19 protein-coding genes and 3 pseudogenes are annotated in these 24,456 nt (G+C 67.5%); 12 read left to right on the top strand and 10 right to left on the bottom strand.

The window, feature by feature from the left end; translation table 11 throughout:
• Nucleotides 1-286 precede the first annotated feature (286 nt).
• The gene (locus A5704_RS07775; RefSeq protein WP_156670187.1) at nucleotides 287-1,336 is read left to right on the top strand and encodes a M23 family metallopeptidase; all 1,050 of its coding nucleotides are present in this window, start codon (nucleotides 287-289) and stop codon (nucleotides 1,334-1,336) included.
• A 1-nt stretch (nucleotide 1,337) separates the two neighbouring features.
• Nucleotides 1,338-1,916, top strand: a complete 579-nt coding sequence (locus tag A5704_RS07770; protein ID WP_067758163.1) for a hypothetical protein — start codon at nucleotides 1,338-1,340, stop codon at nucleotides 1,914-1,916.
• A gap of 159 nt (nucleotides 1,917-2,075) precedes the next feature.
• Here A5704_RS07770 and pcrA read toward each other — a convergent pair whose 3' ends face one another.
• The gene (gene pcrA / locus A5704_RS07765) at nucleotides 2,076-4,412 is read right to left on the bottom strand and encodes a DNA helicase PcrA (protein ID WP_067758166.1); all 2,337 of its coding nucleotides are present in this window, start codon (nucleotides 4,410-4,412) and stop codon (nucleotides 2,076-2,078) included.
• Nucleotides 4,413-4,958: 546 nt separating this feature from the next.
• Here pcrA and A5704_RS07760 point away from each other — a divergent pair.
• Together A5704_RS07760 and pgi are read left to right on the top strand one after the other, a co-directional pair.
• Nucleotides 4,959-5,291: a chorismate mutase gene (locus A5704_RS07760; protein WP_082950482.1), complete on the top strand. Its 333-nt coding sequence runs from the start codon at nucleotides 4,959-4,961 to the stop codon at nucleotides 5,289-5,291.
• A gap of 162 nt (nucleotides 5,292-5,453) precedes the next feature.
• Nucleotides 5,454-7,118 (top strand): glucose-6-phosphate isomerase, encoded by a 1,665-nt coding sequence (gene pgi / locus A5704_RS07755; protein WP_067888310.1) that lies wholly within the window; start codon nucleotides 5,454-5,456, stop codon nucleotides 7,116-7,118.
• On the opposite strand, the gene A5704_RS07750 is transcribed toward pgi, so the two are convergent.
• Nucleotides 7,119-7,694, bottom strand: a complete 576-nt coding sequence (locus tag A5704_RS07750) for a TetR/AcrR family transcriptional regulator (RefSeq protein WP_067753727.1) — start codon at nucleotides 7,692-7,694, stop codon at nucleotides 7,119-7,121.
• A 92-nt stretch (nucleotides 7,695-7,786) separates the two neighbouring features.
• On the opposite strand from A5704_RS07750, the gene A5704_RS07745 reads away from it, so the two are divergent.
• Nucleotides 7,787-9,106, top strand: coding sequence for an oxygenase MpaB family protein (locus A5704_RS07745; protein ID WP_067888307.1), 1,320 nt, complete (start codon nucleotides 7,787-7,789; stop codon nucleotides 9,104-9,106).
• Between the two features lies 1 nt (nucleotide 9,107).
• On the opposite strand, the gene A5704_RS07740 is transcribed toward A5704_RS07745, so the two are convergent.
• The 4 genes and pseudogenes from A5704_RS07740 to cobF form a co-directional block, all read right to left on the bottom strand.
• The gene (locus A5704_RS07740; protein WP_067753641.1) at nucleotides 9,108-9,857 is read right to left on the bottom strand and encodes an SDR family oxidoreductase; all 750 of its coding nucleotides are present in this window, start codon (nucleotides 9,855-9,857) and stop codon (nucleotides 9,108-9,110) included.
• A 41-nt stretch (nucleotides 9,858-9,898) separates the two neighbouring features.
• Nucleotides 9,899-10,393, bottom strand: a complete 495-nt coding sequence (locus A5704_RS29105) for a zinc finger domain-containing protein (protein WP_369807418.1) — start codon at nucleotides 10,391-10,393, stop codon at nucleotides 9,899-9,901.
• A 126-nt stretch (nucleotides 10,394-10,519) separates the two neighbouring features.
• Nucleotides 10,520-10,762: pseudogene (locus A5704_RS29100) on the bottom strand (DNA-formamidopyrimidine glycosylase family protein); the annotation flags it as partial.
• A 5-nt stretch (nucleotides 10,763-10,767) separates the two neighbouring features.
• Nucleotides 10,768-11,511, bottom strand: coding sequence for a precorrin-6A synthase (deacetylating) (gene cobF / locus A5704_RS07730; RefSeq protein ID WP_067888304.1), 744 nt, complete (start codon nucleotides 11,509-11,511; stop codon nucleotides 10,768-10,770).
• On the opposite strand from cobF, the pseudogene A5704_RS07725 reads away from it, so the two are divergent.
• Nucleotides 11,500-12,426: pseudogene (locus tag A5704_RS07725) on the top strand (diiron oxygenase); the annotation flags it as partial. The gene cobF and the pseudogene A5704_RS07725 sit on opposite strands and share 12 nt — an antisense overlap.
• Before the next feature lie 50 nt (nucleotides 12,427-12,476).
• On the opposite strand, the pseudogene A5704_RS29095 reads toward A5704_RS07725, so the two are convergent.
• A pseudogene (locus A5704_RS29095) lies at nucleotides 12,477-12,569 on the bottom strand (hypothetical protein); the annotation flags it as partial.
• A 207-nt stretch (nucleotides 12,570-12,776) separates the two neighbouring features.
• Between A5704_RS29095 and A5704_RS07720 the strand changes: the two are divergent.
• The 3 genes from A5704_RS07720 to A5704_RS07710 all read left to right on the top strand — a co-directional run bounded on the left by A5704_RS07720 (nucleotide 12,777) and on the right by A5704_RS07710 (nucleotide 15,886).
• Nucleotides 12,777-13,760, top strand: coding sequence for a DUF4873 domain-containing protein (locus A5704_RS07720; protein WP_231968920.1), 984 nt, complete (start codon nucleotides 12,777-12,779; stop codon nucleotides 13,758-13,760).
• Between the two features lie 405 nt (nucleotides 13,761-14,165).
• Entirely contained in the window at nucleotides 14,166-14,930 is a 765-nt protein-coding gene (locus A5704_RS07715; RefSeq protein WP_067753730.1) for an STAS domain-containing protein, read from the top strand.
• Between the two features lie 89 nt (nucleotides 14,931-15,019).
• Nucleotides 15,020-15,886 (top strand): LLM class flavin-dependent oxidoreductase, encoded by an 867-nt coding sequence (locus A5704_RS07710; protein WP_067888296.1) that lies wholly within the window; start codon nucleotides 15,020-15,022, stop codon nucleotides 15,884-15,886.
• 3 nt (nucleotides 15,887-15,889) lie between these two features.
• Here A5704_RS07710 and A5704_RS07705 read toward each other — a convergent pair whose 3' ends face one another.
• On the bottom strand, nucleotides 15,890-16,687 hold the full coding sequence (locus A5704_RS07705; protein WP_197498969.1) for an enoyl-CoA hydratase/isomerase family protein: 798 nt from the start codon (nucleotides 16,685-16,687) through the stop codon (nucleotides 15,890-15,892).
• Nucleotides 16,688-16,773: 86 nt separating this feature from the next.
• Here A5704_RS07705 and A5704_RS07700 point away from each other — a divergent pair, with 86 nt between their 5' ends.
• A complete protein-coding gene (locus A5704_RS07700) occupies nucleotides 16,774-17,691 on the top strand; it encodes an SAM-dependent methyltransferase (RefSeq protein ID WP_067753665.1) in 918 nt (305 codons plus the stop codon).
• On the opposite strand, the gene A5704_RS07695 is transcribed toward A5704_RS07700, so the two are convergent.
• Nucleotides 17,688-19,625, bottom strand: a complete 1,938-nt coding sequence (locus A5704_RS07695) for a fumarylacetoacetate hydrolase family protein (protein WP_067888293.1) — start codon at nucleotides 19,623-19,625, stop codon at nucleotides 17,688-17,690. The two genes, A5704_RS07700 and A5704_RS07695, sit on opposite strands and share 4 nt — an antisense overlap.
• Entirely contained in the window at nucleotides 19,622-21,880 is a 2,259-nt protein-coding gene (locus tag A5704_RS07690) for an ATP-dependent DNA ligase (RefSeq protein WP_067888290.1), read from the bottom strand. The genes A5704_RS07695 and A5704_RS07690 overlap by 4 nt, the downstream gene beginning before the upstream one ends.
• Before the next feature lie 126 nt (nucleotides 21,881-22,006).
• Between A5704_RS07690 and A5704_RS07685 the strand changes: the two genes are divergently transcribed.
• Entirely contained in the window at nucleotides 22,007-23,524 is a 1,518-nt protein-coding gene (locus A5704_RS07685) for a mannitol dehydrogenase family protein (RefSeq protein WP_067888287.1), read from the top strand.
• The gene (locus A5704_RS07680; protein WP_067888284.1) at nucleotides 23,521-24,378 is read left to right on the top strand and encodes an HAD family phosphatase; all 858 of its coding nucleotides are present in this window, start codon (nucleotides 23,521-23,523) and stop codon (nucleotides 24,376-24,378) included. Before A5704_RS07685 ends, A5704_RS07680 begins: the two co-directional genes overlap by 4 nt.
• The last annotated feature ends 78 nt before the right edge of the window (nucleotides 24,379-24,456 follow it).

The raw sequence follows: 24,456 nt of genomic DNA, 5'->3' as shown, positions 1-24,456 counted from the left end.
CTTGATGGGCGGTGCCGCGATCGGCAACTCGCACGGACGAACTGTATCCACTGGCCAACCGCCCCTTTCCGGCGCGTCCGGCGATGTGGCACAGCTCACGGCTCAGCGGCGTACCCCGTTCGTGACCCAAATCACAATTTCGGCGGGATTGCTCGACGAGGTTGCCAGTTCCGCGAGTTAGCGGATACCGTCTCAGGGTCCAGATAACGTTATGGTCACGATACGAGGACATTTCAGCTTGTCCCAGCACCGTTTTGCTCCTTCTACTGCTGAAACAGCAGGTGTGGTGAGGGTTGGTCGCGCGGCAGGCGGCCGGGGTACCGAGCCCCATCGCAACGAAGTCACCGAAATCCTCCCGCTCGACGGGTTCGATTTCGATGACCTGGATTGGCGCGACGAGGTCTGCGATCTTGGCGACCTCGACTACAGCAACGACTCCACCTTCGACAACGAGGCGCAGGTGTTGCTGGCCCCCGAGCTCGACGACCTGAACGAGGCCGACGACCCGACCCCGCTGTGGCTGGCCGCGCCCGTCACCGAGGTGCTGCCGCGGGTGGTCATCGCGCCCGCCGCCGAGCCCCGTCCTCGTCGCGTGCACACCACCGACGTCGTCGCCGTCGCCCGGCACGGCGGAGCGCACCGCAAGGAGCCGACCAGCGCGGCCCGGGGCCGCCTGCTGATCTCGGCGATGGCCGCGGGCGCGGCCGCCGCGGCTGCGCACACCGCCACCAGCCATGCCGACACGCCGAAGACCGAGGCCGTGCTGACCGCGAACGCGTCGGCGCTCACCGGCGGTTCGGCCAACAACACCATCCGCGGTGCCCAGGTCGTCGCGCTGCAGCCGGCGGCGACCGCCGCGGTGCACAACCAGGAGCTCGCCAAGGGCGTCGCGTTCGCCAACGACCGCGCTCAGCGTGAGGCACGGCTGCAGCAGCCGCTCTACGTGATGCCGACGAAGGGCATCTTCACCTCCAACTTCGGTTACCGCTGGGGAGTGCTGCACGCCGGCATCGACCTGGCCAACTCGATCGGGACGCCGATCTACGCGGTGTCCGACGGCGTGGTCATCGACTCGGGTCCCGCCGCCGGCTACGGCATGCTGGTCAAACTGCGCCACGCCGACGGCACGGTCACGCTCTACGGCCACGTCAACACCACGCTGGTCAGCGTCGGCCAGCGCGTAATGGCCGGCGACCAGATCGCCACCATGGGCAACCGGGGTAACTCCACCGGCCCTCACCTGCATTTCGAGGTGCTCCAGGGGGGCACCGAACGAATCGATCCCGTCCCATGGCTGGCTAAGCGGGGTCTTATGGTCGGTAACTACGCTGGTTGAGGTGACCGCGCCCGATCAGCCACCTCCCGGTCCGCCATCGCCCGAATCCGCGTCGCCGTCGGACCCGAAAACCCGCATCATCCGCCGGGCACCCACCGGACCCGTCCCCATAGCGCCGGAAACCCCGACCACGCACATCGCCGCACAACCACCGCCCTACCAGGGCCCGTCTCGCGCGGGGCTGCCAGGCACGCCGGGTGCGCCGGCCGATGGGCCGAGCGACCGAACGGCCGTCGCCGCCTGCGCCGTCAGCATCGTCAGCGGGTGGGCCACGTCGGTGGTGGCGACCGACCTGGTCGCCGGCTGGTGGCGGTCCGACCGGCTTTTCTGCGTCGCGGTCGCGTTCCTGGCCCTGGTGTTCGCCGTGACCACGGTCTCGGGCGTCATCATGCTGCTGCAGCACCGGCCGTTTGGGCGCTTCCTCATCGTGGTCGGCGCCGTGGTCGCCGTGCTGACGTACCTGGGCGTGTTCATCGCCGGTGCCCGCGTGGCGTGGATCGTGCACCTGCTGCCGTTGCTACCGATCGCCAGCGTGGTGCTGGCGATGCACCCGCGCACCAAACGCTGGTTGGAGGCCTGACCCGCCGGCCTGATGGCCGGGTCGTCGCGACCGCAGGGTGATCACCCGGTTCACCGCGGCCCGACCAATAAGCGACTTCGGAATCCGATATCACCCGCGATATCAAATTCCCGGATCACCTCACGGTCGGCAGGCCTTCCGACGGCCGGGAGGTTGCGACTAGAGCTTGCTGATCGGCGCGTGGTTGTGCATGAGCTTGACCCGGCCCGCGCTGCCGAAGTCGATGAGCGACATGGCCGATTCGCCGACGCCGGACACCTCCTCGACGCGCCCGAGCCCGTACTTGTCGTGGGTCACCCGGTCACCGGGCTCGAGCACCAGCAACGGCCGCTTGCCCGCACCCGAGCGGGTCGGCGCCGCGCGCGGGGTGCCGAACCGGCCGGCACCGCTCACCGGCGCGCTGAACGACGACGCCGGCGCGGTGCGCCGCCACTCGATGAGTTCCTGCGGAACCTCGCGCAGGAAGCGCGATTCCGGGTTCAGCATCGGCTGCCCCCAGGAGGATCGGACGATGGCCCTGCTCAGGTACAGCCGCTGACGGGCGCGGGTGATGCCGACATAGGCCAGCCGCCGCTCCTCGGACAGCTCGGTCGGGTCGTCCAGCGCCCGCATGTGCGGGAACATGCCGTCCTCCCAGCCGGTGACGAACACCACGGGGAATTCCAGCCCCTTGGCGGTGTGCAGAGTCATCAGGGTGACCATGCCGGCGCCGTCGTCGGGAATCTCGTCGCTGTCGGAAACCAGGGAGACCCGTTCCAGGAACTCCGCGAGCACACCGGTGTCCGGCACGTCCTCGTCGTCCGGGGCCTCCAACGACTCGTCCAGCGCGGCGGCGTTGGCCCGGTCGGTGCTGAATTCGTGTGCCACGCTGACGAGTTCGTTGAGGTTGTCCAACCTGGCCAGGTCCTGCGGATCGGTGGAGGACTCCAGCTCGCGGCGGTAGCCGGTACGTTCGAGGACCGACTCGACCAGATCACCGAGATCCTCGTCCAGTCGGCCCCTGAGCTCGTCGAGCAGCTCGACGAAGCCCGCGATTGCCTTCTCCGCACGCGAATTGAGCATCGGCACTCTGCCTTCGGCGGCCGCCACCAACGCGTCGTTGAAACTCGCGCCGGTGTTCTCGGCGTAGACGGCCACGCAGGCCTCGGCGCGATCACCGATGCCCCGACGCGGGGTGTTGAGGATCCGCCGCATGCTGACCGCATCACCCGGGTTGTCCAGCACCCGCAGATAGGCGACGATGTCACGGATTTCCTTGCGCTCGTAAAAGCGCACTCCCCCAACGACTTTGTAGGGAATCCCAGCGCGAATGAACACCTCTTCGAACGACCGCGAGGAGTTGTTGGTGCGATAGAACACGGCCACGTCGTTGTAGGTGATTTCGCCGCGGTCGGCGAGCGCATCGATTTCCTCGGCGACGAACCTCGCCTCGTCGTGCTCGTTGTCCGCGACGTAGCCGACGATCAGCTCGCCGGCACCGGCGTCGGTCCAGAGCCGTTTCTCGCGGCGGCCGGAGTTGCGGGCGATCACCGAGTTCGCCGCCGACAGGATGTTCTGCGTCGAGCGGTAATTCTGTTCCAGCAGAATGGTTGTCGCGTCCGGGTAGTCGCGCTCGAAGTCCTCGATGTTGCGAATTGTGGCGCCGCGGAACGCGTAGATCGACTGGTCGGCGTCACCCACCACGCACAATTCCGCAGGCGGAACGTCGTCGGGCGATTCTTCTGTGGCGTCGTGGCCGACCAGTTCCCGAACCAGCACGTACTGGGCGTGATTGGTGTCCTGGTACTCGTCGACCAGGACATGACGGAACCGCCGCCGGTAATGCTGGGCGATCTGCGGGAAGGCCCGCAGCACCGCGACGGTCTCGCCGATCAGGTCGTCGAAGTCCAGGGCGTTGGCCGCGCGCAGCCGCCGCTGGTATTCGCCGTATACGGAGGCCACGGTGCGAACGAGGTCATCGGAATCGTCCGTCAGCTTGGCCACCGCCTCGGCGGGGTCGATCAGCTCGTTCTTCAGATTGGAGATGGCGTTGGCCAACAGCCGCGGCGAGTAGCGCTTGATGTCGAGCCCCATGTCGCGCCCGATCATCTGCAGCAGGCGGCGGGAGTCGTCGGCGTCGTAGATCGAGAAGTTGGAATTGAGGCCGTCGATCAGGGACGCCTGGTTGCGCAGGATGCGCACGCACGTCGAGTGGAAGGTGGACACCCACATGGCGCGGGCCCGGTTGCCCACCAGCCGCACCACGCGTTCGCGCATCTCGGCCGCCGCCTTGTTGGTGAACGTGATGGCCAGGATCTGGCCCACCCCGACACCGCGCGCCGCGATCAGGTAGGCGATGCGGCGCGTCAACACCGCAGTCTTGCCCGAACCGGCCCCCGCGACGATCAGCAGCGGCGAGCCCTCGTGCACCACCGCCTGGCGCTGTTGCGGGTTGAGGCCTTCGAGTAGCTGATCTGCCTCGGAGGCCAGATTGGCATCGGTTACATACACACTCATGTTGGTCCAAACTTACCGCCGCCCACCGACGCAACACGTCCAGGCGTCAGATCAGGCTAGTCCCTCCGACGCCCCGCACCGGCCAAATCCACGCCGACACAATGGGAGTTTCGCAATCCGATAAGCGACCGCATTTGCGATGGAAAATAATTGCACCCACGTCTAAAAGTGGCCGATAATCGGACCGGGATTTGCGCCGGGCCAATGCCGCCAAATACGCCGTCGGCGCTCAATTTCCCCCGGCGTTAATGCAATCCACACCGGTAAGCAACCATGTCCCGGTGCGCGGGCTCGACCGAGTTCGGCTCGGCCACCCGGCGCGTAATGGCCAGTTCACGCCGACGTTTTTGCGCGGGAGCCGATTTTAGTGGCACACTCGTTTGGTGCTCAACGCGCAGTGCCGTCGGCAGTCCTTCACCCCGAACTGCCGCCGATTTTTCTACGGGTACCGGTTCGCGGTCCCCGTGGTCTAGCTGCTTTCGTCAGAGCCCCGTGGTCCGCTTCCTCAAGACCGGGGCTCTTCTCTTTTGTGAGGCCCGAAACAGGATGAGACCACAACCCCCACATCCCGAGAACGCGGAGTTAGCAGAGATGAAGGTTGAGACGGTGGAACCCCCACAGACGACCGACGCCGAAGAGTTGAGCATCGACGACTTGCGCCACGAGATCGACCGGTTGGACGCCGAGATCCTGGCCGCGGTGAAGCGGCGCACCGAGGTGTCCCAGGCGATCGGCAAGGTCCGGATGGCATCCGGCGGCACGCGGCTGGTGCACAGCCGCGAGATGAAGGTCATCGAGCGCTACAGCGAGCTCGGTCCCGACGGCAAGGACCTCGCGATCCTGCTGCTGCGGTTGGGCAGGGGCCGGCTGGGTCACTGAGGTCACCAGTCACGCCTGGCTGAGTCGCTGCGCATCCGCGTTGCGCCACGGTGACGGCCCGCCGCGCCCGGCTACACCGCGCTTGCGACCGTCACCAAACCCACGGTGACGGCCCGCCGCGCCCGGCTACACCGCGCTTGCGACCGTCACTAGGGTCGGAGTATGACCTCCGCGCAAAGCCTCCCCGACATCACCGCCACCCCAGCGTGGGACGCCCTGCGCAGGCATCACGAACAGATCGGCGCGACGCATCTGCGCCAGTTCTTCGACGATGATCCCGACCGAGGCCGCGAACTCACCGTCTCGGTCGGTGACCTCTACATCGACTACAGCAAACACCGCATCACCCGAGAAACGCTGCGGCTGCTCATCGATTTGGCGCGCGCCGCTAACCTCGAGGAGCGTCGTGACCAGATGTTCGCGGGCGTGCACATCAACGTCTCGGAGGACCGAGCGGTCTTGCACACCGCGCTGCGGCTGCCCCGCGACGCCGAGCTGATCGTCGACGGCCACAACGTCGTCGAGGACGTGCACGCCGTGCTGGACCGGATGGGTGACTTCACCGACCGGTTACGCAGCGGTGAATGGACCGGGGCCACCGGACAAAGAATCAGCACCGTGGTCAACATCGGCATCGGTGGGTCGGACCTGGGCCCGGTGATGGTGTATCAGGCGCTGCGTCATTACGCCGACGCAGGGATTTCGGCCCGCTTCGTCTCCAACGTCGACCCCGCCGACCTCATCGCTACCCTGGCCGACTTAGACGCTGCCACAACGCTTTTCATCGTCGCATCGAAAACGTTCTCGACGCTGGAGACCCTCACCAACGCGACCGCCGCGCGCCGCTGGCTGACCGACGCGCTCGGCGACGCCGCGGTGTCCAAGCATTTCGTGGCGGTCTCCACCAACAAACGCCTGGTCGACGACTTCGGCATCAACACCGACAACATGTTCGGCTTCTGGGATTGGGTCGGCGGACGGTACTCGGTCGACTCGGCGATCGGCCTGTCGGTGATGGCGGCGATCGGCAAGGAGGCGTTCGCCGATTTCCTGTCCGGATTCCACATCGTGGACCGGCATTTCAAGACCGCCCCGCTGGAGTCCAACGCGCCGGCGCTGCTGGGACTGATCGGGCTGTGGTACTCCAACTTCATGGGAGCTCAGTCGCGCGCGGTGCTGCCGTATTCCAACGATCTGTCCCGCTTCGCCGCCTATCTGCAACAGCTGACCATGGAATCCAACGGCAAGTCGACGCGCGCGGACGGCACCCCGGTCACCACCGATACCGGCGAAATCTTCTGGGGCGAACCGGGAACCAACGGCCAGCACGCCTTCTACCAGTTGCTGCACCAGGGCACCCGGCTGGTGCCGGCCGACTTCATCGGCTTCAGCCAGCCCCTCGACGACCTGCCCACGGTCGAGGGCACCGGAAGCATGCACGACCTGTTGATGAGCAACTTCTTCGCCCAGACCCAGGTGCTCGCGTTCGGAAAGACGGCCGAGGAGATCGCCGCCGAAGGCACGCCGGCCGACATCGTGCCGCACAAGGTGATGCCCGGCAACCGGCCGTCGACCTCGATCCTGGCCGACCGGCTCACGCCGTCGGTGCTGGGCCAGCTGATCGCCCTCTACGAGCATCAGGTCTTCACCGAGGGCGTCGTCTGGGGCATCGACTCGTTCGACCAGTGGGGGGTGGAGCTGGGCAAGACCCAGGCCAAGGCGCTGCTGCCGGTGATCACGTCGGACGGCTCGCCGGAGCCCCAGTCCGACAGCTCGACCGACGCGCTGGTGCGCCGCTACCGGACCGAACGCGGGCGCACCAGCTAGTCAGCCCGTGCGGCTCATGACGTCGGAGCCCAATCGCCGTACAAAGGTACGCAAACGTTCCACCGTCGCGGTCTGCGGCTCGCTCAGGTGCAACTGCAGCAGTTCGCGTCCGGCCGCGTGCAGGATCCGCGCGGTGTACTCCGGGTCGTGCACGTGAGGATTGATGCGCAGCAATTCGGTGACGAAGAACTCCAGCACGACGGCCTGCGATTGCGCCAGCCGCGTATACAACTCCGGCGGAGCGCCCTGCGGCGGAAACAGGAACAGCCGCCACGTCGCCGGATGGGCGTCGACCGCGGCCAGCACCCCGTCGAACGCGACGACCAGCGACTGGTCCCCGGCGACGGCATCCAACCCCGAGACCGCCTCGGCGAATTGGGCGCCGGCCCGCGCCGCCTCACGGTCGATCAGTGCGACGAAGAGTCCCGCCGGGTCGCCGAACAGCTGATAGATCAACGACCGATTGATGCCGGCGGCCCCGGCGATGCGGTTGGGCGTGGCCGCGTGGAAACCCTCGGCGTCGACGATCGCGTGAGTGACGTCGAGGATCTGCTCGCGCCGGCCCTCGCCGGTCATGCGCCGCTTCGGGCTGCCCGCACTCATGCTTGACAGCATAACTAACAACTTGTGAGTATTGCTCACGAACTGTTAGTTAATCGGAGGCAGCGATGGTCACGTACTACCCCGAGCTCGCCGCGCGAGTGCGCAGCCAGCGCGATTTGCAGCCCGACCTGTATGGAGACTTCGACTTCGACCGGCGGCCGGACCGTCTGGCCACGGAACCGAACGTCGACTCGGCCCTGCCCGCCTGGATCGCCGACCGCGCACCGATTCTGCAAGACGACCGCGTGGTCGAGTTGATGAGCACGGCGACCCTGCTCGGCGACGTCGTCGCCGATCCCTATGCGGCACTGATGACTTCGCGCAGCGTCGCCCAGCTGATCGACATGCTCAAGAAGGCCTGCCGAGAGGGAATCGAGTCGGTGCCCGACGCGCCCCCCGAACTGGTTTCGTTCATCGCCGCCATGGAGGCGACCCCGGAGTGGATCGACTTCGATCTGGTCCGGGAGGGCGCCCGCCAAGAGCGGATTCCCGCAGCGCTGCTGGCACCCTTCATCACGCGCGGGGCCTTCATCGCGACCTTCACCAACACCTATGCCGCGCTGCCGATGGCCCTCACCGGCGCACTCTCGGGTAAGCGGGCCGCGCGCCGGGTGAACGAGACCGCCAGTTTCTTCGCCGTCACCACCCTCCCCGGTGCGCTGGATCGATTCGGCCCCGGTTTCGAGGCGGCCGCCATGGTCCGGCTGATGCACTCCATGGTCCGCTACAACGCCCTGAAGAAATCCGACAAGTGGGATGCCGCCGTATACGGCATGCCCGTGCCGCAGGTCGACCAGATGCCGGCCGGCATGATCGGCCAGTACCTGCTGGCCCGTAAGGCGCGCCAACAGGGCCGGACGGAGTTCACCCCCGAGGAGCGCGCGGTCGTCGAATTCGCCAGGTACCGCTGCTTTTTGCTCGGCCTACCGGAAGAACTGCTGCCCTCTGAACCGGCCGACATCGTCCACGTGATGCACGCGCGCTCGGCACTGCTGCGCGACGGGTTCGACAGCATCTGCCAAGAACTCGTCCGCGGCACGATGGCGGCCTACTTGCGCCCCGACACCACGCTGTTCGACCGTTGCGCGGAGGCGGTCGAAAAGAGTTTCAGCAAGCTCACTTTCGTTCGCACCTTCTGCAACGGGAATCGTGAGGTCGCCGAGGCGATGGGTGTCTCGATGGGGCCGACGGACCTCGTGCGCGTCGCCCTCACCGCGCCCTTCATCATCGGACGTTTTACCGCAGTGAGCCACGCCAGCCGCGTCCCCGTGCTCAGGGACATCACCGACGCGTACGTGATCGGGCTCCTCAAGCTACGGCTGGCAACCTACGGCAAGCCCGAATTCACGAGCGACGCAGAGCATTACACGCCGGTGCCGCACTGATTCAGGCGAACCACTTGGTGAGCGGGGGCGGCAGCACCCGCATCACCTGCACCAGCGGCGCCCACGGCCACCACGGCACCGCCGCCCGGCCGGGCTCGCGCTCCATGGCGGTGACGAGAGCGTTCACGCCAGTCTCGTTGTCCACCATCAACATCGTGCTGTTCGACTTGGCCGTCATCTCCGACTCGATGTAGCCGGGCTCGATGACCGAAACCTTGATGGGGCCCTTGGCGTATTCGGCGCGCAGGGATTCCCCCAGCGAGCTCAAGCCGGCCTTGCTCGCCGCGTAGGCGGCCTTGACGCCCGGCACGCCCTTGTTGCCGAGCACCGACGAGATGAGAACCAGATGTCCCGAACCGGCCTTGTTGAACATCTCCAGCGCGGTCTCGATCTGCACCAGCGCGGCAACCAGGTTGGTCTCGAGGGTCGCCTTGTTGGCCCACAGCTTGCCCGAGCCGAGTTTCGCGCCCTTGCCGATGCCCGCGTTGACGATGACACGATCGACGCCGCCGAGCTCGTCGCTGAGTTCACCGAAGACCTTCGGCACCTGCTCGTGGTCATTGACGTCCAGCGCCGCCACGGCGATCTTGATGCCCGGATACTGTTGGGAAAGTTCGGCTTTCAGCTCGTCGAGCCGGTCGGTGCGCCGGGCGCACAGCGCCAGGTCGCGGCCCTTCGCGGCGAACGCCCGCGCCATGCCGGCGCCCAGGCCGGAGCTGGCACCCGTGATGAGGATCTTCTGACGAGTCATCCGGGCAGCATATCGACAGGTGTCAAGTCGCGGGTCGCCGCCTACTTGAGCAGCCGCGACATCCGCCGGTCGGCCAGCACCTTGCCGCCGGTCTGGCACGTCGGACAGTATTGAAAAGACTTGTCCGCGAAGGAGACTTCGCGCACGGTGTCCCCGCACACCGGGCAGGGCAGGCCGGTGCGGGCGTGCACCCGCAGTCCGGAGCGCTTCTCCCCCTTGAGCGTGGCCGCGCCCTGGCCTACGGAGCGGCTCACCGCATCGCGCAGGACCGACACCATCGCGTCGTGCAGGGCGGTGAGCTGCTCATCGGTCAGCTTGCCGGCGGTGGCGAACGGGGAAATCTTGGCAACGTGCAGGATTTCGTCGCTGTAGGCGTTGCCGATGCCGGCGATCACCTTCTGGTCGGTGATGACCGTCTTGATCCGGCCGGTGTTGCCGGCCAACAGGCCGGCGAGATCGTCGACGGTCAGCTCCAGCGCGTCGGGTCCGAGGGCGGCGATGCCGGGGACGGACTGCGGATCACCGACGAGCCACACGGCCAGACGCTTCTGGGTGCCGGCCTCGGTGAGGTCGAAGCCGGGCGCATCGCCGGGCGTGCCGAGGTGCACGCGCAAGGCGATCGGGCCCTTGCCCGGCCGCAGCGGCGCCGCGGCCAGCTTGTCCGACCACCGCAACCACCCCGCCCGCGACAGGTGGGTGATCAAGGACAGCTCTCCCGCCTGCAGCCCCAGGTACTTGCCCCAGCGGTGGGCCCCGGTCACGGCCTGGCCGTGCAGCGCGCCCAGCGGCGGATCGAACGTTTTCAGCACGGAGAGCGCGCCGACATCGACGCGGCCGATCGTCAGGCCGACGGCATGGCGGCGCAGATGGTCGGCCAGGGCTTCGACCTCGGGCAGTTCCGGCACGCCCTTCAGTCTGCCGGTCTGAGTAAATAGGTGTCCATGATCCAGCCGTGCCGCGCGCGGGCGTCGGCGCGCAGCGACACGATCCGCGCCGCGACCTCGCCGACGGTGCCGGCCTCCAGCAGCTCGTCGGCGGTGCCCAGATAGGCGCCCCACCAGATGCGGGTGTCGGGCGGGCACGCCTGGAAGGAGCATTCGGCGTCGAGCATGACGACCGCCGATCCGGTCAACCCGTGCGCGCGCAGCTGCCGACCGGTGGTGATGAGCACCGGTTCCCCGACCTCGTTGAGCGGGATGCGGTGCCGGGCGGTCAGCGCCTGCACCGCGGTGATGCCCGGAATCACATCGAAGGTGAACTCGAGCTCGGTGGCCACCCCCTCCAGGATGCGCAGGGTGCTGTCGTAGAGCGACGGGTCCCCCCAGGCCAGGAAGGCGCCGACACCGTCGGGTCCCAGCTCGGCGGCGATCGCGTCGGCCCAGACCCGCGCCCGCGCGGCGTGCCAGTCCGAGACGGCCTCGCGATAGTCGGAGCCGGCCGCGCGTTTGGGGTCGGGCAGCTCGACGAAGCGGTAGCCGGGCCCGCGGATGAACCGGGAGCAGATCTCCCGTCGCAGCGCCACCAGGTCGCTTTTCGCCTCGCCCTTGTCCATCGCGAAGAACACCTGGGTGTCGTTGAGCGCCTCGATCGCCTGGACGGTCACGTAGTCAGGGTCGCCGGCGCCGATGCCGATGACGTGGATATGCCGGCCCAAGAAACCCTCCTCGTCTCTTGCATCAGACTGCCGAATCGAAACCTGAAGGGCCTAGTCGGGGCCAAAAGTACCCAGTACCATGGGTACCGTCTGAAGCACCCAATGAAGGGACGCCAGCGCATGACAACTGCGGTGAAGCCAGGCGGGCCGAGTCGTGAAGAGTTTTCGGAGCGCCTGCTGAGGGGCTCGGTCAAAAAGTCCTACGAGCCGGTCGTTGACATCGACTGGGACGCCCCGCTGGATCCGGACAAGTTCTACCTGCCGCCGCGCCTGGTGTCGCTGTACGGCACGCCGATGTGGGACGAGATGACCCGCGAGCAACAAATCGAGCTCTCGCGCCAGGAGCTGGTCAACACGCTGTCGGCCGGGATCTGGTTCGAGAACATGCTCAATCAATCGTTGCTGCGAACGATCCTGCACGAGGACCCCACCAGCAAGTCGACCCACTACAAGCTGACCGAGTTGGGCGACGAGACCCGCCACATGGTCATGTTCGGCAAGGCCATCGAGCGCATCGGCGCAAAGCCGGTGCGGCCGCGGCTGTTTCACCGGATGATCATCAACGCGCTTCCGCTGGCGTTTCAGCGCGGCTCGATGCTGTGGGTGGCCGCGCTGATCGGTGAAGAGATCTTCGATTCGCTGCAGCGGCAGATGATGGACGACCCGGAGCTGCAGCCAATCATCCAGCGCCTCATGCGGATTCACGTCACCGAGGAGGCGCGCCACATCCAGTTCGCCCGCGACGGCGCCCGTAAACGCGTGGCCGAAATGCCCCGGATCAACCGCTGGTTCATGGCCAACATCAACGGGCTGGGCGGCTATTTCTTCAACTACCTGTTCAGCAATCCGATCCCGTACGCGCGCACGGGTCTGGACCCGAGGCGGGCGCGACACATCGCGCGCACCAGCCCGCACCGCCGCGAGATGCAGGTGGCCGGATTCGCCCCGCTGGCGGGGTTCCTGAGCGAGGTGGGCCTGCTCGGCCCGATCGCGCGCCGCGGCTGGAAGCGCAGCAGGTTTCTGTGACGCGGCCGGGCGGCCTCGCTGACTCCCGCCACCCCGTAGCCGTCCTCGGCCCGCGCGCCGACGCTCCCACTGCGTTGGCGGCCGCGGGCGTCACAGACTTCGTCGTCCTCGACGAGCACGTCGCGCGGGTCCAGTCGGTGTTCGACGACGCGACAGACACCTGGCTGTTGACGACGGCCGACGGCGAGGCCGTGCGGGCGCGGGCCGTCATCACCGCCGAGCCGCCGTTCGTCCCCTGGCTGCCGGACATCGCGGGCCGCGACGCCTTCCCGGGACAGTCATTTCACGCGGCGACGTGGGCACCCGAGTTCGATCCGTACGGCAAGCGCATCGCCATCGTCGGCACGGACGCGAGCGCCGGCCACCAAATCGGCCGGCTGACCCGGGCGGCCGCGTCGGTCACCGTGTTCGCCCACTCGCCGCGCAGGGTCGTCACCGAGGTACCGCTGTGGTCCACCCGCGCCAAACGCCGGCTGCGGCACCCACTCCGGCCGGCCGACGCCCATCGCCCTTCGGTCGCAAGGTCGCCGATAGCGGCGGTCACCGAGTCGGGCATCCGCACCCGCGACGGCGCCGACCATCACGTCGACGCCATCATCTACGGCACCGGATTCTCCATTCCCGAGGAGTCGGCCGATCAAGCGTTCGTCGGCGCCGGCGGTCTGACCATCCGGCAGGCCTGGCACGACGGGATGGAGCCGTTCTACGGTGTGGCGGTTCGCGGCTTTCCCAACTACTTCTTCATCACCGGGCCCGACACCGGCGCGCAGGCGCGCTACATCGCCGAGTGCCTGCGCCTGATGGAGCGCACGTCCAGCAGCCGCATAGAAGTGCGCGCCAGCAGCCTGCGGGTGTTCAACGAGCGCGCACAGCTGTCGCCCGACCAGGCCCCGCCGGTCGCCTCCGCCTTCGACCTGTCGGCCGGCGCACCGGAGCGCGACGACACCTATGACGGCGCCGCGACGCTGGAGATCGCCGGCGTCCGCCATCCGGTCCGGGTCCGGCTCACCGGACACCTCGACCCGATCGACGGCCGCTACCACTGGCAGGGGACGGTGTCCGCATCGCCGTCGCAGCCGCTGCCCGACGAGGCGCTCGGGCAAGCACGGACCGCGACGTTGACCGTGGGCCGGCGCAGCGCCGCCGCCCGCATCGTGGAACGGACGCCGTGGGGCACGCACTCGGTCGCCGGGGTTGGCGCCCCGCCGTACGCGTCGCGCTGACCCACCCACCTTTCCCGCCCGACCCACGGTTTCTCCGGCCTCGTCATTGCGTTTGGCGGAACGCAGAAGGTGGTAGTCCCGGGGGATGCGCGTGCTGCGCAGCGAAAACGAACAATGTGTTCGGCGCGGTAGAGGCGGGGGCCTCGCACGGGTGGGGACGGGCACGCGCCTCACTCACACCGCGCTCCCCGCCGCGCGCGTTTTCAATGTCACGCCCGTGGGCTGCGCTTTCCGGTGGCGTCCGGGGCGCTTGCCCCCAATTAGACTTTTGCCGCTGAGGGCGGATACTCAAGCAGTTGGCCCGGGTGTGATTCGAGGAGCAGGGATGGAACCGGACGACGCGACGCAGCCGGGCGTCCGGGCGCCTCGACACCAGAGGCCCCCGCAGGGAAAGGGGTTGCTGTGGTGAGCTCGGTAGCTGAGTCCCCCAGCTCGCTGGCCGTCGCGACGCGGACCGATCAGTCGGCGACCGTCCTGACCGTGGACGGTGTCCTCGACGCCACCAACTCCGCGACGCTCCGCGAACACATCCTGCAGGCCACGCTGGATGAGCCGGCTGCCGTCATCGTCAACATCTCCGCGCTCAAGGTGCTCGCCGAATTGGCGTGGTCCACCTTCATCGGCGCGCACTGGCAGGTCCGCAGCAATCCGGATGTTCCGATCGTGTTGGTCTGCGCGCACCGCGGAACGCGCGAGGCCATCTCCCGCAGCGGCGTCGCCTACTTCATGCCGGTGTACTCGACCGAAAAGGCGGCGCTGAAGGCGCTCGGCCAGCAGAGCCGGCGCGCCGTGCGTCGCGCCGACGCTCAGCTGCCCGCCGACCTGACCAGCCTGCGCGAGTCGCGCCGCCTGGTCCGCGAATGGCTCACCACCTGGTCCCAATCCACGCTCATCCCGGTCGCCCTGGTGGTGGTCAACGTGTTCGTCGAGAACGTCCTCGAACACACCCCTAGCGTTCCCGTGATGCGGCTCGAGAGCCACGGGCCGACGGCGACCATCGCAGTGTCCGACAGCAGCCATGCCCCGGCCGTTCGGCTGCCGTCGCCGACGACCGGGATCGACGTCTCCGGCCTGGCGATCGTCGAAGCGCTGTCACGCGCGTGGGGCAGCACGCCCACCGCAAGCGGCAAGACGGTCTGGGCGGTCATCGGCCCCGAAAACCAGCTCTGACGCCTTATTGTGCTGGGAACCCGGCCGCGGGTAGAACTAGAACACGTTCTAATCTCGTGTGACGACCGGTTTCCAGGAAGGCAGATGACGTGCGGTTCACCTACGCGGAGGCGATGACCGACCACAGGTACTACATCCCGCTGGCCCAGGCGGCCGAGGCGGCCGGGTACCACGCGATGACGATCGCTGACAGCATTGCCTACCCCTTCGAGTCGGATTCGAAGTACCCGTACACCCCCGACGGCGATCGCGAGTTCCTGGACGGCAAGGAGTTCATCGAAACCTTCGTGCTGACAGCGGCGTTGGGTGCGGTGACGACGAAGCTGCACTTCAACTTCTTCGTGCTCAAGCTGCCCATCCGGCCGCCTGCGCTGGTGGCCAAGCAGATCGGTTCGCTGGCCGCGCTGACCAACAACCGGGTGGGCTTCGGTGTCGGCACCAGCCCGTGGCCGGAGGACTACGAACTGCTGGGCGTCCCATTCGCCAAACGCGGCAAGCGCATGGACGAATGCATCGAGATCATCCAGGGCCTGACCACCGGCGACTACTTCGAGTTCCACGGCGAGTTCTATGACATCCCGAAGACGAAGATGACGCCGGCTCCCACCCAGCCGATTCCGATCCTGATCGGCGGGCACGCCGACGCGGCCCTGCGCCGCGCGGCCCGCCTGGACGGCTGGATGCACGGGGGCGGTGACCCGGAGGAACTCGACGGGCTCATCGCCAAGCTCAAGCAGTATCGCGAAGAGGCGGGTAAGACGGGACCGTTCCAGATTCACGTCATCTCGGCCGACGCCTACACCGTCGACGGGATCAAACGCCTCGAGGACAAAGGCGTCACCGACGCCATCGTCGGCTTTCGCATCCCCTACATCAAGGGCAAGGACACCGAGCCGCTGGAGAACAAGATCCGCAACCTCGAGATGTTCGCCGAAAACGTCATCGCGAAGGTCTAGCCCTCACAGCGGATCCCACTTCGGCGCCCGCTTCTCCATGTGGGCGGTGGCCGCCTCGACGGGGTTGTTGGTGAAGCCGCTGAGGATCTGGGTGCGGTTCTCGATCTCGATGGCGTGCCGCAGGCTGGGCGCGTCCAGCGCCGCGTTGAGGCCGATCTTGGTTTGCCACACGCCGTAGGCGTTGTTCTCGGTGATCGAGCGGGCCACCCGCAGCGCGGCCGGCATCAGGTCGTCGGGGGCCACCACCTCGTGCACCAGATGGATGCGGTAGGCCTCGGCCGCGTCGATGATGCGGCCGGAGAGCATCAGTTCGCGCGCCACGCCTGCGCCGACGATTTTCGGCAGCAGGTAACTGGTGCCCATGTCCATCGACGAGAAGCCCGCCTTGATGAACGCGGACCCGAACCGGGCGTGCTCGGACGCGACCCGGACGTCGGACACCAGCGTGAACGCCAACCCTCCCCCGACCGCCACGCCGTTGACGGCGGCGATCACCGGGATGGGCAGCTCGTAGATCCGGGTGAACAGGTCGGCCAGGCGAACCTGGGAGTCGTAGTTGACCTTGAAGGGCGGGGTCGTCGGTTTGGGCTTGGTCCACGGTTCACCGGTGCCGCTCAGATCCGCCCCGGCGCAGAATCCGCGTCCGGCGCCGGTCAGGATCGCGGCCCTGAACTCGCCGCCACCGAGTTGGTCAAGGGCGTGGTGCACGCCGTCGATCAGCGATCCGTCGATGGCGTTGAGGCGCTCGGGGCGGTTCAGCGTGATACGGGCGATGTCGTCTTCGAGGGTTTCGAATTCCACTGCGGGCATAGGGGGAACCGTAGGCGACGCCAGTGTTCACCGGCGGGGCATACCGTGGTTTGGCCGCCACAACTGAAGGAGAAGCCATGGCACGAACCGAGGGTGACAGCTGGGACCTGGCCAACAGCGTGGGAGCGACGGCCACCATGGTCGCCGCCGCCCGGGCCGCCGCAAGCAAGCGTCCGCAGCCGGTCATCACGGACGACTTCGCCGAGCCGCTGGTGCGTGCCGTGGGATTGGAGGTGTTCACCCGGCTCGCCAGCGGCGAGCTCGATCCCGATGAGCTCGAGCAGAGCGTCGGCTTTCACCGGATGGTCGACACGTTCGCCGCCCGCGCCCGGTATTTCGACGACTATTTCGCCGCGGCGGGGCAGGCCGGGCTGCTCCAGGTGGTGATCCTGGCGTCAGGGCTTGACGCGCGCGCCTACCGGCTGCGCTGGCCGATCGGGACGACCGTGTACGAAATCGATCAGCCCGAGGTGATCGCGTTCAAGGCGGCGACGATGTCGGAGATCGGGGCGGCGCCGACCGCCAAGCTTCGCGACGTCGGGATCGACCTGCGCGACGATTGGCCGGCCGCGCTGCAGGAGCAGGGCTTCGATCCGGCCCATCCCACGGCATGGCTCGCCGAGGGCGTGCTGATCGGATGGCTCCCGCCGGACGCCGAGATCCGGCTGCTGGACTCCATCATCCCGCTGTCCGCCGAGGGCAGCCGGTTCGCCGCGGATTACGGCACCGTGACCGGCACGTCCCCGGCGGCCGAGGAACAAGCGCGGCGGATGACCGAGGGCTGGCGACGGCACGGACTCGAAATGGACCTGAGCACCTTGACGTATCCGGGCGAGCACACCGATGTCGCCGCGCATCTGCATGAGAACGGTTGGGAGACCACCGAATCGCGGCTCACCGATCTGTTCTCCGCGGCCGGGCTGCCGGACCTGGGGCAGGCCGCAGACCAGGTGCCGGCGACCACGATCAAATTCGTGCGGGCCGTGCGGCTTTAGCCCCGCTTGGCCAGCCATTCGGCCTGCATCACCAGCAGGGCCATGATCTCCAGCTGCGGGGTCTGCGGGTCGAGTTCGCGGTACCGCTGATAGACGTTGACGACGACGCGCTCGGCATCCAGCCAGGAGGCGTACTCACCGAGATCGATGGTATCGGCGGCCTCGGACCACGACTGCCCGCGGCGGTATGCGGCCTCAGCTTGTTCGGAGACATGGGCGAGATACCCACGCACCGCACGGATTCCGTCGGGATCGCTGACGGGGCCGTGTCCGGGCACGACCGTCGCCGCGTCGAGCGCGATCATCGTGTCGCACGCGGCGATCCAGTTCGAGATCGGGCCGGCCCACACGATCGGGGTGCAGCCGATGAACAGCAGATCGCCGCCGAAGAGCACGCCCGCGTCGGGCACGTGCACCACCGAATCGGCGGCGGTGTGCGCGGGGCCGAGGTTCAACAGGTCGATGCGCCGCCCACCGACCTCGATCGTCATTTCGCGGTCGAACGTCTGGTCGGCGTTGCGCACAGTGATGCCGCTGAAGTCGAAGTGTCCGAAGCGGTCTCGCGTGTAGGGGGTCGCGACGGGACCGAGGTTCGCGGTCTGCGCCATCGCCAGCATCTCGGGCGCCATGCCGTGCGCGATCTCCTCGGCGGTCCCCCGCGCGGCGATGATCCGCACCGAGGCGCCGAGCAGCTGGTTGCCGTGGGTGTGGTCCCCGTTGGAGTGGGTGATCAGCGCGTCGGTGATGGGCGCCGACGAGGTGATATCCCGCATCGCCGCAAGCATTTCCCGGGTCAGCGCCAGATCGAAGAGCGTGTCCACGAGCAGCGACGCGCCGTCGCCGGCGACCAGTCCGGCGTTGCTCCACCCGTAGCCTCCGTCGGGCAGCGTCCACGCCCATACCCGATCGGCGACCTGGTGCAGGCCGCGGGTATAGGGCACCTTCGCGGGTGCCCGGTTCACCCGCGGCGCCGCGGGCGCGGCGTCCGGATTGGGTCGGGCCGCCAACGGGTGGGGCGCGGCGCTGGCGCGCACCGTCTGCCGGGTCTCCCCGAGTCCCTGCACCCGGAGCGTGACCACGTCGCCGTCGTGCAGCCAGCCGGGGAATGAGCCCGGCGCCGACGGGTTCAGGTGCTCGACGAGCGTGCACGTCGGGACCGTGCCTGAGCCGATGACATCGCCGGGGGCGAGGGTCACGCCGCGCGAGGCGTAGGAGATGACTTCGCCGAAGCTCCAATCCATTTGAGCGGTCGACCCCGAACCGATCACAGCGTCGTTGACCAGGGCGGTCACCCGCAGGTCCAGTCGGCCGGCGCGACGGTACGGCGCGAGCTCGTCGGGTGTCACCAGGTAGGGGCCCAGCGTGACGCCGCTGTCCTTGCCCTTGCCCTGCCCGATCCCGAGTTGGCTTTCCAGCTGTTGCAGGTCGCGTGCCGACCAGTCGTTGAAGATGGTGTAGCCGATGATGGCCCGCTCGGCTTGGTCGACGGTCAGGTCGCGTCCACCGGTTCCGATGATCGCGGCGATCTCCAATTCGAAGTCCTGCCAAGCGCTTCCGGGGGCGGCGGAAGCGTCGTCGTATGGACCCAAGACCGTTGCCGGACAGGCGAAGTAGAACGCGGGTATGCGATACCAGGTGTCGGCGAGGGTGCGCCCGGCACCGAGCGCGGCCTGGCAGTTGCGCATGTGATCCAGAAAGCACAGCGAGTCGCGGATGGACGGCGGGCGCGGGATCGGCGCCAAGAGCCGCACCGCGTCCAGCCGCACGGTCGCCGCGGGGGCACGCAAGGCCTCTTCGCCGGCGGCGCGCAAGCCTTCCGCGCCATCGCCGATCAGGTCGAGAAGGGTCACGCCGGCGGGCATCGCGTAGATATCTTCGTCGGCGAGCACCCCGGTGCGTTCGCCACCGGCGTCGAGGTAGGTCACCCATTTCATTCCCGCACCACCTCACTCGGTTCCTTGTCCGGCCGTAGGCCTCGCCAACTCGATTGGCGTAGGCGGTCATCCGGCGTCCACTCGCTGTAGCGCACTTCTCCCACCAGCACCGGCTCGACGAACGTCACACCCCTGGACTCGCTGCGGGGAAGCGGTGGGTTGAACGGGGATTGCTCGGTGTGCAGGGGAGCCAGCGTCTTCTTCAGGCTCGCCAGGTCACGTTCGGTGAACCCGGTACCGACCCGCCCGGCGAAGTGCATGCCGCCGTCGGTGGGGATGCCCATCAACAGGGAGCCGATGCCGCTGCTGCGGCCGCCCTCGCCGGCCTTCCAGCCGCCGATGACCACTTCCTGGGTGTTCCAATGTTTGTCCTTGATCCAGGACGCCGAGCGTCGGCCCGGTTGGTAGGTGGAGTCCCGCCTCTTGGCGACCACGCCCTCCCAACCATGCTTGCCGGAGTGCTCCAGCGCCTGTTTCCCGTCGCCGGGCAGCAACTCGGGCACGATGAGCTCGCTGCCGCCGGCGAGCGTTTCCAACAGCTTTCGACGATCTTGGTAGCGCGCCCGCAGCAGCGAGCGACCGTCGAGGTAGAGCAGGTCGAACGCCCAGAATTGCACGCGGCTGCCGCGCCCCCGGTTCTGCATCGCGTGGAAGCTGGGCACTCCGGCGGCGTCCAGGACGACGGCCTCCCCGTCGAGCACCACGTGATGCTCGGCCAGATCGGTTGCCAACGAACGCAATTGGGGGTATTCGTTGGTGACCTCGCGACCGCGGCGGGACCGCACCCGCAGGCCGCCGTGGTCGATTTCGACGAGCAGTCGGTAGCCGTCCCATTTGCCTTCGAACGCCCACTGGCTCGCCTTGCACGCCGCGATCGAACCGTGGGTGGCGAGCATCGGCGCGATCCCGTCGAAGTCGAAGGTCTTCTGGTCCTTCATGCGGTGCGCCAGCCACTGGTCGCCGTTGGTTTGGATCAGCGCGTAGCGCCCGGTGACCTTGTTGCCGTGCAGATTCACGATCACCTCGTCGTCGTGAAATTTCTCCGCCTCATACGTTCCGGCGTCCCAGATGAGCACCTTCCCGGCGCCGTACTCCCCCCTGGGGATGTTGCCCTCGAACGTGGCGTATTCCAGCGGATGGTCCTCGGTGTGTACCGCCAGATGGTTCACCGATGTGGTTTCGGGGAGGTTCTTCGGCACCGCCCACGACACCAGCACGCCGTCTTTCTCCAGCCGGAAGTCGTAATGCAGCCGGCGGGCGTGGTGCTCCTGGATGACGAATGAATTGCCTTGGCCGGTACGAGGTTTCGTCCGCGGAACCGGCTCCGGGGTCTTCGACGCGTCCCGCATGCTGCGGTACTTGGTCAACCGGTCCGCGACGGCGACGTCGTTGTCCAGCGCCGCCAGCAGATCGCCCTCGCGGGCGACGCGGTCCAGCACCTCGTCGTAGCGCAACTGCCGCAGCGTCGCAGGGTCGTCGATCTCCTCCCACGTGCGCGGGGCCGCGACCGTCGGGTGTTCGCGGCCGCGCAGCGAATACGGCGCGATCGTGGTTTTGGCGCCGTTGTTCTGGCTCCAGTCGAGGAACACCTTGCCCGCGCGCAGGCTTCGCGTCATGGTCGAGGTGACCAGCTTGGGCATCGACTTTTCCAACTGCTGGGCAACACGTTTCGCCAACACGGTCGCGCCCTTGCTGCTCACCGGTTCCGCCAGCGGGGCGTAGAGGTGCAGGCCCTTGCTGCCGCTGGTGAGCGGGAACAGGGTCAGCCCGATGCCGTCGATGAGGTCGCGAACGGCGTGGGCCACGTCGGCCAGCTGGGCCATGGTCACGCCTTCACCGGGATCGAGATCGAACACCAGTCGGGTCGCCGGGCCGGGCTTGAGCTCTTCGGCCTTGCTTCGCGTCCACTCGGCGACGAACCGCCATTGCGGCACGTGCACTTCCAGCGCGGCCTGTTGCGCGATCCAGGCCAGCCCGTCGGGGCTGTCGATGATCGGGTACGTCGTAGTTCCCGAACGGTGCTTGACGCTGGCGCGGGGCAACCATTCCGGCGCAGAGGAAGCCAGCTGCTTTTCGAAAAACGATGACTCCTCAACGCCATTCGGCCAGCGCTTGCGGGTGGCCGGGCGCCCCGCGATATGCGGGATCATCACCTCGGCGATCCGGGTGTAATAGTCGAAGACGTCCCGCTTGGTCGTCCCGGTGGCGGGGTAGAGCACCTTGTCGGCGTTGGTGAGTTTCACCCGCGGTGCCATGTTGTCAACTTACGCGTCTGACCAGTGATCATCGTTACCCACCACGGATTATGTCTCAAACGTAAATTTCTGTGACATCGGTTACGAAGACGTTAGACCCGCGGGCACCACGGGCACGGGATAGCGATGCGCACAACGTCCAGACGTCCAGCAAGCGGCGTCCCCCTCAGCAATGCCACCCTGCGACTGCACTCCCAGCGAATCGCGGTACCCACATACGAGAGGTCGGCCCTGCAGCGCGGTGTCGTTCACATCGGCGCGGGCAACTTTCATCGCGCCCATCAAGCCGTGTACTTCGACGACCTTGCCCGCTCGGGGATTTCGCACCGTTGGGGCGTTACCGGTGTGAGCCTCCACTCGCCGGGGGCCAAAGACCTGCTGTCGGCACAGGACGGGCTTTACACAGTGGTTCAGCGCGGCCACGACGGCCAGACCGCCCGCGTGGTGGGTTCGATCGGGTCGGTTCATTTCGCGCCGCACGACGGCGCGGCCGTGCGCGCGGCGCTGGCAGATCCGCAAACCCGAATAGTCAGCCTGACGATCACCGACAACGGATACTTCCTGGATCCGGTCACCGACCAATTCGACGCCGATCATCCCGACGTGCGCGCCGACCTGGTCGCGTCCGGTGGCTACGCCACCGCGTGGGGGTACCTGGCCGAGGCTCTCGACCGGCGCCGCCGCGCAGGGTTCGCACCGTTCACCGTGCTCTGCTGCGACAACATTCCCGGCGACACCCGGCCGGCGAGAACCGCGTTGATCTCGTTCGCGGCGTGCAAGGACCCGGGGCTTGCCCGCTGGATCGAAAGGCACGTCGCGTTCCCGTCGACGATGGTCGATCGCATCACCCCGCAAACGTCGACTTCGGAGCGCGAGTTCGTCGAGCAGACGTTCGGCGTGGCCGACAAGTGTCCGGTCGTGACCGAACCGTATCGCCAATGGGTGATCGAGGATTCGTTCAGCAACGGTCGGCCGCCGCTCGAGGAGGTCGGGGCCGAATTCGTTGCCGACGTCAGCGACCACAAGCTGATCAAGACGCGCCTGCTCAACGGAACCCATATCGCGCTAGCGTGTTTGGCGACGCTGGCCGGTTACCAGCGCACCGACGAAGCGATGCGGAACCGTGTCATAAGCGACTACGTCGAGACACTGCTGCGCGAGGAGATTCAGCCGTTGCTGCCGGCCGTGCCGGGGATGAACACCCCGCAGTACCGCGCCACCCTGCTCGATCGGCTCAGCAATCCCAGCATGAGCGACCAATTGTCGCGGCTGGCCCGGCGGGGGACGACCAAAATCACTTCCTTCGTGCTGCCGTCCCTGCAGGAGGCGATCGCGCAGGGCAGACCGCACACGCTGCTGACGTTGGCTGTTGCCGGGTGGGCCCGGTACATGCGGGGCCACGACCTGCAGGGCCGCCGGCTCCGCCTCGAGGACTCGCAGGCGATACCGGTGGCTAAATTGGCGAACATGGCCGGCAACAACCCTGACCCCCTGCTGCGGCATGCGATGTTCGCTGAGCTACGCGCCGTTCCCGGTTTCGCGCGGCGCCTGGGCGACATGATCGCCGATATCGACACGCGCGGCGTGGTGCCCACGTTGCGTGACGCGATGCGCAACGACGAGCGAGAGTTGGTGTCACGATGAACGCTCACCTGACCTTTGTGCGCGCGTTCGACCCGGCGCCGATCACCACCTTGCTGTGTGACGCCGACGACAACCTGTTCGCTTCGGAAAGGCCGGCGTTCGAAGCGTCGACCGATGTGATGAATCGTTTCCTGGCCAGGTTCGGCGTGACCGCCCCGCTCGACTCGGAGGAGTTGCGTAAGCGGGCCGTTGGGAAGAACTTCCGCGCGATGGCCCTCGACCTGGCGACCCAGTGCCGGCTGCCGCTCGATCAGACGTTGGCGCACGGCCTTCCCGCGGCGGTGGTTGCCTCAGCCCAGGACGCGGCGAAGGGCAACGCGTTGTCCGCCGACGAACTCGAGCAGTGGGTGCGCGAAGAGCGCGAACGGGTCACCGCGCATCTCGCCGTCACGCTGACCCCCGACCCGCGGGTGCTCGAACCGCTGCGCGACCTCGAGCCGCGCTACGCGCTCGCGGCCGTGAGCTCCAGCGCCACCAAGCGCCTGCGCGCCTGCTTCGCCGCCACCGGCATCGACTCGCTGATACCCGAGGCGCTGACCTTCAGCGCGGAGGATTCGCTTCCGGTACCGACAAGCAAACCCGACCCGGCGGTCTATCTGCATTCCGGTCAGGTGATGGGCGTCGCGGCAGAACAAGGCCTCGCCATCGAAGACTCCGTCGCCGGCGTGAGCTCCGCGGTCGCGGCCGGCTACGCCACGGTGGGCAACCTGATGTTTGTGCCACCTGACGAACGGGATTGCCGCCGAGAGGATTTGATCGATGCCGGGGCAGTCGCGATAACCGATTCGTGGCGTGCGCTCGCCGATGTCCTGCTGTCGTCGGCCGTGCCGGCGGGGGGTCCCCCGCTCACCTAGGGGCATCGGATGGTCCAAGCCGCTGGGCTTCGGCCCGGGGCCGTCATACCGTCGAGAGGTGCCGCGAGCCCGGTAACG

Origin of the sequence: Mycobacterium sp. E735 (assembly GCF_001666955.1) — a bacterium.
Taxonomy (GTDB): domain Bacteria; phylum Actinomycetota; class Actinomycetes; order Mycobacteriales; family Mycobacteriaceae; genus Mycobacterium.
The sequence above is the reverse complement of the archived record's forward strand: the minus strand, read 5'-3'. Positions and strand labels throughout refer to the sequence as shown.